The organism is Salinicola sp. NYA28a, from assembly GCF_976982775.1.
Window position 1 is genome coordinate 946,292 of record NZ_OZ334582.1, and the last position, 12,565, is coordinate 958,856.

Annotated in this window: 11 protein-coding genes; 2 read left to right on the forward strand and 9 right to left on the reverse strand. The window is 63.9% G+C overall.

Going from position 1 to position 12,565, the window contains the following annotated elements; all coding sequences use genetic code 11:
* Positions 1-137: 137 nt before the first annotated feature.
* The 3 genes from ACWHY3_RS04385 to ACWHY3_RS04395 form a co-directional block, all read right to left on the reverse strand.
* Positions 138-515, reverse strand: coding sequence for a DUF4870 family protein (locus ACWHY3_RS04385; protein ID WP_087717768.1), 378 nt, complete (start codon positions 513-515; stop codon positions 138-140).
* A gap of 105 nt (positions 516-620) precedes the next feature.
* The gene (locus ACWHY3_RS04390) at positions 621-1,556 is read right to left on the reverse strand and encodes a TatD family hydrolase (RefSeq protein WP_448127647.1); all 936 of its coding nucleotides are present in this window, start codon (positions 1,554-1,556) and stop codon (positions 621-623) included.
* Position 1,557: 1 nt separating this feature from the next.
* Positions 1,558-2,424: an EboA domain-containing protein gene (locus tag ACWHY3_RS04395; protein WP_303855713.1), complete on the reverse strand. Its 867-nt coding sequence runs from the start codon at positions 2,422-2,424 to the stop codon at positions 1,558-1,560.
* A gap of 322 nt (positions 2,425-2,746) precedes the next feature.
* On the opposite strand from ACWHY3_RS04395, the gene ACWHY3_RS04400 reads away from it, so the two are divergent.
* Positions 2,747-4,183 (forward strand): alkaline phosphatase family protein, encoded by a 1,437-nt coding sequence (locus ACWHY3_RS04400; RefSeq protein WP_448127648.1) that lies wholly within the window; start codon positions 2,747-2,749, stop codon positions 4,181-4,183.
* A 146-nt stretch (positions 4,184-4,329) separates the two neighbouring features.
* On the opposite strand, the gene ACWHY3_RS04405 is transcribed toward ACWHY3_RS04400, so the two are convergent.
* From ACWHY3_RS04405 to ACWHY3_RS04420, 4 genes are all read right to left on the reverse strand, one after another.
* On the reverse strand, positions 4,330-5,190 hold the full coding sequence (locus ACWHY3_RS04405; RefSeq protein ID WP_448127649.1) for a UbiA family prenyltransferase: 861 nt from the start codon (positions 5,188-5,190) through the stop codon (positions 4,330-4,332).
* Between the two features lie 68 nt (positions 5,191-5,258).
* Complete coding sequence (eboE, locus tag ACWHY3_RS04410; RefSeq protein ID WP_448127650.1) at positions 5,259-6,443, reverse strand: metabolite traffic protein EboE; 1,185 nt, start codon at positions 6,441-6,443, stop codon at positions 5,259-5,261.
* Complete coding sequence (locus tag ACWHY3_RS04415; protein WP_448127651.1) at positions 6,430-7,722, reverse strand: 3-dehydroquinate synthase; 1,293 nt, start codon at positions 7,720-7,722, stop codon at positions 6,430-6,432. Before ACWHY3_RS04415 ends, eboE begins: the two co-directional genes overlap by 14 nt.
* Positions 7,723-8,045: 323 nt before the next feature.
* Positions 8,046-9,335: an MFS transporter gene (locus ACWHY3_RS04420; RefSeq protein WP_448127652.1), complete on the reverse strand. Its 1,290-nt coding sequence runs from the start codon at positions 9,333-9,335 to the stop codon at positions 8,046-8,048.
* 442 nt (positions 9,336-9,777) lie between these two features.
* Here ACWHY3_RS04420 and ACWHY3_RS04425 point away from each other — a divergent pair, with 442 nt between their 5' ends.
* Positions 9,778-11,184 (forward strand): MFS transporter, encoded by a 1,407-nt coding sequence (locus ACWHY3_RS04425; RefSeq protein ID WP_448127653.1) that lies wholly within the window; start codon positions 9,778-9,780, stop codon positions 11,182-11,184.
* A 28-nt stretch (positions 11,185-11,212) separates the two neighbouring features.
* Here the strand turns inward: ACWHY3_RS04425 and ACWHY3_RS04430 are convergent, their stop codons facing one another.
* Entirely contained in the window at positions 11,213-11,878 is a 666-nt protein-coding gene (locus tag ACWHY3_RS04430; RefSeq protein ID WP_087717776.1) for a 2OG-Fe(II) oxygenase, read from the reverse strand.
* 7 nt (positions 11,879-11,885) lie between these two features.
* On the reverse strand, positions 11,886-12,542 hold the full coding sequence (locus ACWHY3_RS04435) for a CoA pyrophosphatase (RefSeq protein ID WP_087717777.1): 657 nt from the start codon (positions 12,540-12,542) through the stop codon (positions 11,886-11,888).
* Positions 12,543-12,565 lie beyond the last annotated feature (23 nt).

Below are 12,565 nucleotides of genomic sequence, written 5' to 3' on the forward strand. Positions count from 1 at the left end.
TGATTGGCGTCTTTGTCGTGCGTCGAAGCTCGACGTTTGCGGATTGCCGTGGCCGCTTTCGTTAGCAAGGCTTTGTCATCCGGGCTTCACACCCAGTATTCACACCCATTCTTCACACCTAGGCTTCACACCCGGCTTTACCACAGCCAGCTATCGACCCTTTCCGGCGCGCGACGTTCCTGCAGTGCCTTGAATCCGATGACGCAGCGCACGATCAGCCACACGGCCTGCAGCGCCATCAGCACGAAACCGACCAGCACGAAAGCCAGTACCCAACTGATGCAGGCGTAGAGCAGCCCGATCCAGAAAGTGCGGATATGGTAGCGATAGTGCTCGTCCAGCCAGCGCGGGCCGTTGCCGCGATAGACGTAGGCGATGATCACGCCGATCACCGGCGTAATGCCGGTCACGAAGACGCCGAGGAGCAGGGCGTAGACGATCATGGCCAGCGTGGTGTCCGGTCGCCTCGCTTCGGGGTTCGATTCGGCGACGACGTTATCGGTCGGTGAAGACATGAGATTCCTCTCGTCGGCATGCGGTAGTTGCCCGCATTTTGCCGTCGAGAGGCGTCGGGTGCCAGTCCGGTGGGAAATGGCGGAGGTGGCGCGAGGTCGCGAGCGCTACTCGATCAGTAGATCGTCGCCGTGCAGGCTGTCGCATCGATGCCGGGCCGGCGTCTCGATCAGGGGGTCGCGGCCGCCACGCAGGATCGAATTGCCCTCGAACAGGGTGCGCTGGTCGATGGGCGGCGGATTCAGCCAGTCGGAGGCCTGCATCTGGCCGCTCTTGCCGTAGACGGTGAGCGCGTTTTCGTAGGTGACCTGACGCACCACGGATTCGGCGATGCCGGATTCGAGCGCCAGCCGTGCAGTCTTGGGTACGCCCAGACAGTCGGAAATTCCCCAGTCGCAGGCGCTGTCGACGATGATGCGGTCGCCGCCGTACTGCTTGAGCAATTCGACCATGCGCGCGTTGCCCATCTTGGTCGACGGATAGATGGAGAAGCCGGCCCAGTAGCCCCGGTCCAGCGTTTCGCGAACCGTTTCCTCGTTGTTGTGGTCGATCACCACCCAGGAAGGATCCAGCCCCATCTCTTCGCACACGTCCATCGAGCGCGAGGTGCCGCGCTTCTTGTCGCGGTGCGGCGTGTGCACCATTACCGGCAGCCCGAGCTCTCTGGCCAGCGTCAACTGGGCACGGAAATACTTGTCTTCCAGCGGCGTCTGCTCGTCGTAGCCGATTTCGCCGATGGCGACGACGCCTTCCTTCATGGCAAAGCGCGGCAGCCATTCCATGACGCCTTCCGCCAAGGCCTCGTTATTGGCTTCCTTGGAGTTGAGGCCGACGGTGCAGTAGTGGCGAATGCCGAACTGCCCGGCGCGGAAGCGCTCCCAGCCGACCAGCGACGAGAGATAGTCGACGTAGGTGCCGACGAAGGTGCGCGGCTGGCCGACCCAGAAGGCCGGTTCGACCAGCGCCACGATGCCGGCCGCGGCCATGGCCTCGTAGTCGTCGGTGGTGCGAGACACCATGTGGGCGTGGGGATCGATGAACATCTCAGGCGGCCTCTTGCAGGGTAAGGTGGTTCCAGTCGAGGCGGCCGTCTGCCGCCAGCGCGGCGGTATCCGGTGCCGTCGACAGCAGATCTCGGGCGGCAGGAGTGTCGGCGGCGATCAACGCCAGGGTGGCGGCGCCGCGTTCCGCCGGGGTTCCCGCCAGCGCGCGCTGCAGGGCCGCGTAGGCCGAAACCCGCTCCGCAAAAGGCCCTACGCAGCGCCACAGCTCCGGGTTGACCTGACGCCCCGCGGCCCAGCGCTCCTGGGCATAGTCGAGCAGGATTCTCGCCAGTTCGGCATTGGCGCGTTCGTCGAGGCCGACGATGGCGCCCAGTCCGCTGCCGATGAACAGCGCCTTGAGCACCATGTGGTTCCAGCGATGTTCGTCGAAGTGATCGCGCGGGTAGGGGTTGTGATGAACGATGGACTCGAACACCGCCCGCATGTTGGAGCGCAGCCCTTCGCCCACTTCGAATTCGAGCGATGCCGGCCGGGGATAGAGCGCCAGGCCCCGGTATAGCGTGACCAGTTCGTGGGCATCGGCGGTTCTGACCAGGTCCTGGAACATGGCGGCGAACGGGCGCGGGCCCTCGAACGCGAGCAGGGCGGCGACACGGGCCGCGCCATCGAGACTCCAGCCCGAGGGGTTCCAACCGGGATAGGCCAGGTTCGCCAGTGCCAGATCCTCAGACGACAGTATCAGGTCCTGCTTGCCCAGTCGTCGCGGCGCCAGGCCGAGGAACAGATGAAGATCCTGCTCGTTGGCGCCCCGGCTGAACGCGGCATAGCGTTCATCCAGCCAGTCGGCCTGATCGAGTGCCTGGCGGCAGGTCCAGTCGCGGAGGAGTTCGAAGCATGTAACGGTCATGTAAGCGTCCGACACGATTGTCATTGGCGTTACTCTATCGGCTGGATAAAACAATCCCCAAGCTCAATTATCTGGCCAATTTAAAGCCAATTATTCGGAGGGGATTGCTTTTTTAATGTGGGTTTTCTGGTCCTTGAAAATCCGGGTTTCTGATTCTTTTGATCGGCAGTCCCACCGCTTTTTTCCTGATAATTCCTCAAAATGTCGTGCCGGAACTATTGCCAATTGTCTGGCGTCTTCCCAGCTGATATGCAGCCTTTACATATCATTTCGATCGTCTCGTGACGGTTGGTATCCATGGCTGAATCGGCAGGCAGACATCATGAATAATACACTCGTCATTCTAGTGGTGGGGCTGACGCCTCAACTGGTCGGCAAGCATACGCCGGCCCTGAAACGTCTCGCCGAACGTGGCGGATCGAGGCCGCTCAATACCGTGACACCTGCGGTGACCTGCAGCGTTCAGGCGACGCTGATGACCGGTCTGCCGCCAAGCGGGCACGGTGCCGTGGCCAACGGCTGGTATTTCCGCGATCTGTCCGAAGTGTGGTTCTGGCGCCAGTCCAATCGGCTGGTGGCCGGGGAGAAGATCTGGGAAGCCGGCAAGCGGCAGAACCCCGACTTCACCTGCGCCAAGATGTTCTGGTGGTACAACATGTATTCGACGGCGGACTGGAGCGCGACACCCCGGCCGATGTATCCCGCCGACGGTCGCAAGCTGCCCGACCATTACACCTATCCGCCAGCGCTGCACGACGAGCTGGACGAGCGATTGGGCACGTTTCCGCTGTTCACCTTCTGGGGGCCGATGGCGGACATCTCCTCGAGCCGCTGGATCAGCGATGCCACGCGCCATGTCATGGAGACTCGCGACCCGACGCTGACGCTGACCTATCTGCCGCATCTGGACTACAACCTGCAGCGTCTGGGGCCGGACCTGTCGCATCCCGAACTGCAGCGCGATCTCCGCGATGTGGATGCCCTATGCGGCGAGCTGATCGAAGCGGCGGAGCGGGAAGGGCGACGGGTCATCGTGGTGTCCGAGTACGGAATCACGCCGGTACGCGACGCCATCCACATCAATCGCGCCCTGCGCAGGGCGGGCCTGGTCGCGGTGCGCCGGGAGCAGGAGCGTGAACAGCTCGATGCCGGCGCGTCGCGGGCCTTCGCGGTGGCCGATCATCAGGTGGCGCACGTCTACGTCCGCGATCCCGAAGAGATTCCGAAGGTCCGGGCAGTGCTCGAAGGGCTGAAGGGGGTGGAAGCGGTCTGGGGCGATCGCGAGAAGCGCGAGCACGGGCTCGATCACCCCAACTCGGGAGAGCTGGTGGCGATTGCCGAGCCGGATCGCTGGTTCAGCTACTACTACTGGCTGGATGACGCCCGCGCGCCCGACTATGCACGCACCGTCGATATCCATCGCAAGCCGGGATATGACCCCGTGGAGCTGTTCTTCGACCCGGCGTTGAAATCACCCAAGCTGTCGGCCGGGTGGCGCCTGGCCAAACGTAAACTGGGCATGCGTCAGTTGCTGGATGTGATCTCGCTCAAGGACACGACGCTGGTCAAGGGCTCCCATGGCCGGCTGACCGACGATCCCGCCATGGGGCCGCTGGTGATCTCGTCGGAGGCGGGCCTGCTGCCCGACGGCGCGGTCGACGCGACGGACTTCAAGGCGCTGGTACTGGCGCATGTGTTCGAGGGCGACGAGATCGATATGGCATCACGCCAGACCGCTACCGATGTCACCAGCGCCTGAGACGAGTGTACGTCGCGCCCAATATGACGCATCACAAAAAGGCCGGGCAGACATCGAGGAGATGTCTGCCCGGCCTCGTTGACGTCGGGATAAATGTCTGTCCGACCTCGTTCACCTTGGAATAGCGACGCCGACCGAGCTCGACCTCAGGTCCCGGAAGTCACCCGTTGCAGCGCCAGCGTCGCAGCGAAGGCCAGCACCCCCAGCCATGCCATGGCGGTCGCGCCCATGGCCGCCATCAGCGTGGCGTCATAGAGCGAAATCGCGGCGATCAGGCCCACGACGGCGCGAGGCACGTCTCCCGGCGCCCGGCGGAACAGCCACAGCAGGCAGCGCCCGCCCCAGGCCAGATAGCCCAGCCACAGCACCAGGGCGAGCAGCGAGGGTTCGGGTCCGGTCAGCATGGTGGCCAGCATGAACACGACCGGCACGGCCAGCACGCCGAGCGGCCAGGCCGCGCCCAGCCGGTCGTAGGCTTCCTGGCGTGCGGCGTAGGTCAGGCCGATGACATGGCAGGCAAGGCCGATTGCTCCCCAGACCACCATGTCGTTGAGCGTATTGGTGACGACCAGCGCTGCGGTCAGGTAGGTCAGCAGGCGGCACGCCCCCATCAGCAGCGGGCTCCAGCCGATGCGCTTGTGCCACCAGTCATAGCTCAGGATCGCGGCGATCAGCGCCAGCCCCGTCAGCCCGGCGGAGAGATGGCTCATGAACAGCAGCAGGCTCCCCAGCGCGAGCATCCCGGCTCCCAGCAGCGCGACGGTCAGGCGGTCGACGTCTCCTCGCGGAATCGGGCGATCGGCGCGCTCGCGGGCATCGATCTCGGCATCGCAGGCGTCGTTGAGATACATGCCGCCGAGATAGAACAGCGTCAGGGCCAGCAGCAACGGCAGGGCCGTGGTGGACTGCCAGAGCGCGCCGGCACTCACGCCAGCCAGCACGGCGCCGGCCAGCACGTTGCTCCAGACCGTGGGAAGGTTGGAAACCCGTCCCAGCTCCAGCCACACGCGGGCTTTCGAGCGCCGTGACGTCGAATTCGGCGTTTTCGAATCCGGTGTTTCTAAACCGGATGCGCTCAGATCAGCTGCTGCTTGACCCAGGTCAGCTCCCGAGTCACCGCCTTCTCCACGCTCTCGGTGCGTAGGGTCTCCGGTAATACCTGCCATGTGTAGGTCTCCACTTCCAGATGCTGCGAAATCGGTTGCTGACGATGCAGGGCGAGAATGTCGGCGAGAAACGATTGCGTGGTCTCGAACGGCGGGATCGTCTCCACGAAGATCGGCACGTGGTAATGGATCCGCCACTCCTCGCCGTCGATGCGGGCCTCGTCAGCCAGCGCCTCGGGCAGGTCCGCGTATCGCACCAGTCCGCTTTCGCTGGCGACCACGACCTGATGCAGATAGGTCCGTTCGCAGAACGGCGCCAGCGCCTCTCGCTTCGCGGCGTCGAATCGCGGGATTCGCAGCGCCGCGCTCAGCTGCAGCTTGTGGATAGGAATGCCGGCCGTGCGCAGGACTTCGATGCTGGCGGCCGGATCCTCGAATTCCACCGCCGCGTGGCAGACGTCGTAGCAGACGCCCAGATGCCGCGGCAGCGCCTGCTTCGCCTCGTCGATCGACAGCCCGCTGAGCTCGCTCAATCGGCCGGCGGCAGCGTCGGAATAGAGCCAGTCGCGGAAGAACGCCACGGTTTCCTCGATGGTCTCCAGGAAGCAGTGGGGCTCGGGCTCCAGGGCGATGGCGATGGTCACCCGGGTCCGGCTCGCGAGCTCGATGCAGTGGGAGACGGCCTTGAGCAGGTTATCGGCCATTTCGGCTTCCGCGCCTTCGGCCAGCGGCCTGTAGGTGCCGGGAACGGTGCTCAGGCTCACGGTATCGCCGGCGACGCCGAGCTCCGCCAGCAGGTCGGCCAGCCAGCAGGTGTAGTCCAGCCGAGCCCGCTGTTTCCAGTCGGGCTGATAGACGTTCTGCTTGACCGGAATGCCGTGGAAGGGGCCGAACGGGAAGCCGTTCATGGTCACCACGCGATAGTTCTCCCGCGCGAGGATCTCCTTGAGTTCGGCGCGGGCATCGGGGGCACGGAGCTCCTCCAGCGCCTGGGCGGAAAGGCGCAGCCCCACGCCGAAGGTCGCGTCGGGAGAGAGGGCATCCCGCACGTGCTTGACCGGTCCCAGCAGGGCACCGCGCACCGCTTCCCAGGTCTGGGTCGGGTGGATGTTGAGACAGTAGGTCAGTTGACCTAGATCGTCAGGCAGCTGCATGGCGGTTCGCCTCTTCGCGCAGCCAGTCGATCGCGGCTGTCATCAGGGTTTCGTCGATCTTGTGAACATCGTGTCCACGGCCCAGGCCGGCCAGCAGCGTGATCGTCAGTTCGCCGCCGAGATGTTCCTGGAACTCCCCGAGACCCGCCAGAATGGCAGGCTGGCCGTCGTCACCGATCTCCAGCAACTGGGCATGGAAGACCGGCAGGCCCAGACGCTTCAACAGCCACACCACGCGCCATTCTGCGCCGGCGGGCAGCAGACCCTTGAGCACGGAATAGCGAGCATCGAGCGCGATACCGATGGCGACGGCTTCACCGTGGCTGATGCCATGATGAGTCAGCGCCTCGAGCTTGTGCGCCGACCAGTGACCGAAATCCAGCGGGCGCGACGAACCCTGCTCGAACGGATCGCCCCCACGGCCGATCTGCTGCATGTGCAGCTCGGCGCTGCGGCGGATCATGATCTCCTCGGTGCGTGGATCGAATTCGGCCAGCGAATCGGCGTTGGCCTCCAGCCAGTCGAAGAAGGCGCCATCGCGGATCAGCGCCACCTTGATCGCCTCGGCAATGCCGGCGAGCCGGTCGCGGCGCGAAAGCGTGCACAGGAAGTCGAAGTCGTTGAGCACGGCCCACGGCGGGGCGAAAGTGCCGATGAAGTTCTTGCAACCCCGGAAATTGACGGCGTTCTTGACCCCGACGCCGCTGTCGTTCTGCGACAGCACGGTGGTCGGTAGACGGATCAGGCGCACGCCGCGATGACCCATGGCGGCCGCGAGGCCGAGCGCATCCAGCACCGCACCGCCGCCGATGACGATGACATAAGCGTGGCGATCGACACCGTAGCGCCGGATGTCTTCCAGCACGCCGTTGACCGTCTTCAGGTCGGCCTTGATCGCCTCCCCGCCCGGCACGGTGATCGGCGCCGCGAGCAGGCTCATTCGGCTGGCATGCGCGGCGAAGTAGGCGTTGATCCGCGTTTCCAGATCCGGCCAGGTGGCGGCGATGCCGGCGTCGACGTAAATCAGGCAGCGGTGGGTCTTGCGCGGCTCCTTGCGCGAGATGACGTCGGCCAGCAGAGGGTTGTCGGGAGAAAAGATCTCCCGGGTAAAAGCGATGGGGTAATCGTAAGCGACGGAAAATCGCTGCCAATGGACTTCCGACGATGACGAGATTTGCGAGGTGTCGAGTTGTCGTACTGGGTTCGGTTGCATCGCGAAAGATGGAGGTTCGATAGCGACATTGCCATCGATCGAAAACGATAAAGCGGGCCGGTTCATGAAGTTATCGCCTGCGTAAGGGGTCCGAAAACGAAAAAAGCGGACCGCTTCATTAGGGGGCGGTCGCGCTTGGCCTTGGCCTAGGTTTCACGGGGTTAGCTTCGGGGTTTCGTGGGGCAGGCGACAAGAATGGTTCTTCTGCTACGAAGTATGAGCAACGTATCGAGTTTTTGGACGTGTCGGCACTCATCAAAACGGTAATGGCGAGCCAGTATGTCGTTTTTAATTGATTGTTATTGATAAGGTTTTGAATATTTCAAGTAACACTGGTTCGAGCGATGGCGTTATCCCGGAAAACAACGGGGACGCCATGCTTCGAGTCATCACGCCGACTTGCCGGTGGCTGCCGTGGCAGGGGCGTCCACCGGCTCCTCTTCGATGCCGTCGAGGCGGTCGGCGCGTCTCAGCACCGGGAAGCTCCACATCCACAGACCGACGATCGCCAGCGTGCCGACGGAACCGATGACCGCTGCCGGCACGGTGCCGAACCATGACGCGGTGACGCCGGATTCGAACTCCCCGAGTTCGTTGGAGGCGCCGATGAATAACATGTTGACGGCGTTGACCCGGCCGCGCATCTCGTCCGGTGTCGCCAGTTGCAGCAGGGTCAGGCGGACGTAGACGCAGATCATGTCAGCGGCTCCGGCGATCAGCAGCGCGCCGAACGAGAGCCAGAACCAGTGGGAGAGCGCGAACACCATGTTGGCGAGGCCGAATACGGCCACGGCAGCGAACATGATCATGCCGGCATGACGCTTGATGGCGCGCACGCCGAGATAGAGCCCCATCAGGAAGGCGCCGATGGCGATAGCGCTGCGCAGGGCGCCGAGCCCTTCCGGGCCGACATGCAGAATTTCATGCGCGTAGACCGGCAGCAGCGCAACGATCCCCCCGAACAGCACGGCGAACAAATCCAGCGAAATGACCCCGAGAATCACCGGTTTGTTGCGGATGTAATGAATGCCGGCGGTAAAGCGCTGCCAGGCGGTATCGTCGGTCTGTACGCGTTCGAAGGCATAGCGCACCGGCACGCCGGCCAGCGCCAACTGGGCGACGAGGAAGCAACCCAGGTTGACGCTGTAGGTCAGCGTCGGGCCGAAGGCGTAAAGCAGCCCGCCCAGCATGGGGCCACCGATCACGCCGATCTTCATGATCGATGAATTGAGGGCGATCGCCTTGCCCAGTTGATCGCGAGGCACGATCTGCGGCAGCAGGCTCTGCAGCGTCGGCCCGGTAAAGGCCCGAGCGGCGCCGAACAACACCAGCACGGCATAGAACGGTACCGCGGAGTCGGGCTGCTTCAACGACAGCAGGATCAGCAGCCCGCTGCAGAGTGCCTGGGCGGCCCAGCTGAGTTGAAGGATTCGCTTGCGGTCGAAACGGTCCACGACATCGCCGGCCGGCAGCAACAGCACCACCATGGGCAGGAACTGGGCCAGGCCGACATAGCCCAGCGTCAGCGGGTCGTGGGTAATGTCGTAGACCTGCCATGCCACCACGATCGCCTGGATCTGCATGGCGAAGACCGCGCAGAGGCGGGAGGCGAGAAAGGGGGCGAAACCGGGCTGGCGATAAACGGGGCTGTCGGGACTGTCGGCGGTGTCTGCGGGCATGGTGATCTGATCGTGAGGCAGGGACGGCTGGTTAGCGTGCTAATCGCTCAGCATACGCTGTTACGCGACAAAAAGCCGCTGGCGGTTGGCATTGCCTCTGTCTCGTGGCGATAGGCGTCGCCTTGATGCTGGCTCGTGTTTGTCAATCGGGGGCTTTGGATAACGCCAGATAATGGCGAGTCGGCGGTTGCGCCAAAGTGGCGCAATAGGCGCATTTATCGACGTTTTTTCGACTTCTTTTGGAGCGAGGGCGGGCGTATAGTTCGCTCGCTCTCGACCTCTCGGGGCGGGTTTTCTTCGACGATCGAACCGTCATCCGGGAGGGCGCCGCGACGGCGCGAGCGTCTCATCTGTTCTAGCCTATCCGTTTGGAACCGTCGGCTGCCGTGCCTGCACGAATTGCCGGCCTTATTCAAAGTGCATTTTCGAGGTTCTTGGGCTTATGTCTCGGCAGCTGCTTTCCATGGCGTTGGCACCGCTACTCGGTCTCTTCATCCTGGGGATCGGCAACGGCTTTCTGGCATCGTTGATCACCCTGCGCCTGGACGCGGCCGGTGAGTCCGTTACCACCATCGGCTGGGTATCTGCCGCGTACTACATCGGTCTGGCGATCGGCGCGCTGTTCAATGATCGGCTGCTGTTGAGAATCGGCCATATTCGCGCCTACGCCTGCTTCGCATCGCTGGTAGCGGTAACCGTGCTGCTGCAGGGCATGTGGCTCAACGCCGAGCTGTGGTTCACGCTGCGCCTGATCGGTGGGTGGGCGACGCTGGGTGTCTATCTGGTCATCGAAAGCTGGTTGCTGACCGCGGCCGATACCCGGGTTCGGGGCCGGCTGCTGGCGCTCTACATGATCGCGCTCTATGGCGCCGGGGTGATCGGGCAACTGCTGCTGGGCGTGGCGGACCATGCCGGTGCCAGCCAGCCATTCATGATCATCGCCATGTTGGCGTCGCTGTCGGTGCTGCCGCTTGGCATGATTCCGCGGGTCTCGCCGCTGATCGAGCACGCCGAGCCGCTGTCGCCCTGGCGGCTGATCACCGTCACGCCGACCGGTGTGATGGGCTGTTTCGGCTCGGGGCTGGCGGTTTCGGCCATCTACAGTCTGTTGCCGCTCTATCTGCAGCGCAGTGGCTTCGAGGTGCAGCAGATCGGCGAAATGATGGCGGTGGTCATTCTGGGTGGCATGTTGCTGCAATATCCCATCGGGCGCTGGTCCGACCGGCATGACCGTCAGATCGTGCTGATTCTGATCGGTGGCGTACTGGCAGTGCTGTGTGGCGGGGTGATGCTGCTGCCGGATCTGCCCGGCCTGCTGGCGGCCATGCTGTTTTTGATTGGTGGTGGCGTGTTCGCACTCTATCCGGTGGCGGTGAGCCACGCGGCCGACCGTGCACCGGCCGGCGCGCTGGTGCGGATGAGCCAGGGCTTGCTGCTGATCAATGCGCTGGGAGCGACCCTCAGTCCGCCGCTGATCACGCCGCTGATGATTCATACCGGCAACGCGGGGTTGTTCGTGGCGCTGGCCGGGCTCGGCGTGGTGCTGGTGGCATTCTTCGTCTGGCGTCGGAGCCGGCGCCCGGCACCGATGCCGGTGGCGCCGTTTACCTCCAACCCGCAGCAGTCGGTGGTGGGCGCCGAACTCAGCGTGACCGACGAGCTGGTGCAGGGCGCGATCGAGCACGAACATCAGGAAGATCTGTCGCAACTGGTGCCGGACGTGGAAACGGCGCTTCCCGGTGATATGGAGAGCGATATGGATAACGACGTGGAAGACGACCCCGCGACACCTTTCACGACCGAGAAGCGAGAAAGCGTCGCCAGTCGCCAGACGTCGGCGACCGAATAGACCGGCGACCGAATAGACCGGCGGCCGACTAGCGGGCTGGATCGATCACGCCGCCCAGCGAGGCATTGCGGCGGAACCAGCCGGCGATGCTGACTCGGGGCATGCGCGTCGGCAGCACTTCGTGGGGAATGCGGTCGGAGAGAAAGCAGGCGAAGGTGCCGGCCTCCGGATGCACGCGGGCGACCTCGCGCTCGGGTTCGTGTTCGTCGTAGAGCGCCATCTCGCCACCGCCGTCGGCGGGCCAGTCCGGATTGAGATAGAGCACGGTCGAAATGACGCGGTTGGCCCGACCGCGAAAGCTGTCGTAGTGCTTGCGATAGAAGGCGCCCGGCGGATAGTGGGCGAAGTGGGCCTCGAATTCGAACAATCCGGCGTAGAGCGCGAGGTTGATCTGCTGCTGGAGTTCGCTCATCAGCGCCAGGTAGCGTCGTTGCGCCAGGCTTTCCCGATCCAGCCAGTGAATGGCGTCGCCGCGAATGTCGCGCCGCAGCATGCGTTCGTCCCCACGGCCGATGGCGGCTTCCTGAAGCGCCGCCTGCCGATGCAACAGCTGCAGTTCCTCCAGCAGGTCCCGGCACAGCGCCGGGGCGAGAAAACGTGTGCCCACGTACCAGCCGCGTTCCACCAGTCCATCGATCAAGGCGGATAGCTGGGCGCTGTCCCAGAAGGCGTGATGGGCGTCGTTGGGGGTCATGAAGCACTCACTCCGGAATCTTGCCGGGCTGGCCTGACCGCGCCGTGGTGTGGCGTCGGCGCTGCGGATGATAGCGCAACTCCCCTTGCGTGGGTTTGCGGTCCAGCGCGATATCGCTTTCGAAGCCCACGGCCAGCAACTCCACCAGCATCATGGCCGACAACCCCCAGATCATGCGGTCCTCGAAAAGATAGCTGGGTACGTACCAGGGCTGATCATCGACCGGAATGACATCAGTATGGCTACGATGGTCATCGATGAAGTGACGCATGGGAACCTCGAAGATCGAAGCGATTTCACCCGGCTCCGCCTTCAGCGGCAGGTCTGGCTCGACCAGACCGACGAAAGGCGTCACGCGCAGGCCATGGAGCGAGATCACGTCGCTCAGACGCCCGATGACATCGACCTGTCCAGGCTGGAGGGCTATCTCCTCGTGGGTTTCCCGCAGTGCCGTGGCGAGCAGATCCCGGTCTTCCGGCTCCCGCTTGCCGCCCGGGAAGGCGACTTGGCCGGCGTGCTGGGTCAGATGCGCGGTGCGCTGGGTGAACAGCAGCGTTGGCTCGGGGCGCGCGACGATGGGGAGAAGCACGGCCGCCTGAGGGTAGGCGCCGTCCAACCGACGCGGGCGATGTGCTTGCAGGCGTTCACGGACTTTCTCTAACATGCGATTTGACTCAACAGACCCTG

What these genes read in the sequence shown, in the direction of transcription:
- ACWHY3_RS04385 (WP_087717768.1), bottom strand. Translation starts at nt 515, where the DNA reads ATGTCTTCACCGACCGATAACGTCGTCGCCGAATCGAACCCCGAAGCG.
- ACWHY3_RS04390 (WP_448127647.1), bottom strand. Translation starts at nt 1,556, where the DNA reads ATGTTCATCGATCCCCACGCCCACATGGTGTCTCGCACCACCGACGAC.
- ACWHY3_RS04395 (WP_303855713.1), bottom strand. Translation starts at nt 2,424, where the DNA reads ATGACCGTTACATGCTTCGAACTCCTCCGCGACTGGACCTGCCGCCAG.
- ACWHY3_RS04400 (WP_448127648.1), top strand. Translation starts at nt 2,747, where the DNA reads ATGAATAATACACTCGTCATTCTAGTGGTGGGGCTGACGCCTCAACTG.
- eboE (WP_448127650.1), bottom strand. Translation starts at nt 6,443, where the DNA reads ATGCAGCTGCCTGACGATCTAGGTCAACTGACCTACTGTCTCAACATC.
- ACWHY3_RS04415 (WP_448127651.1), bottom strand. Translation starts at nt 7,722, where the DNA reads ATGAACCGGCCCGCTTTATCGTTTTCGATCGATGGCAATGTCGCTATC.
- ACWHY3_RS04420 (WP_448127652.1), bottom strand. Translation starts at nt 9,335, where the DNA reads ATGCCCGCAGACACCGCCGACAGTCCCGACAGCCCCGTTTATCGCCAG.
- ACWHY3_RS04425 (WP_448127653.1), top strand. Translation starts at nt 9,778, where the DNA reads ATGTCTCGGCAGCTGCTTTCCATGGCGTTGGCACCGCTACTCGGTCTC.
- ACWHY3_RS04430 (WP_087717776.1), bottom strand. Translation starts at nt 11,878, where the DNA reads ATGACCCCCAACGACGCCCATCACGCCTTCTGGGACAGCGCCCAGCTA.
- ACWHY3_RS04435 (WP_087717777.1), bottom strand. Translation starts at nt 12,542, where the DNA reads ATGTTAGAGAAAGTCCGTGAACGCCTGCAAGCACATCGCCCGCGTCGG.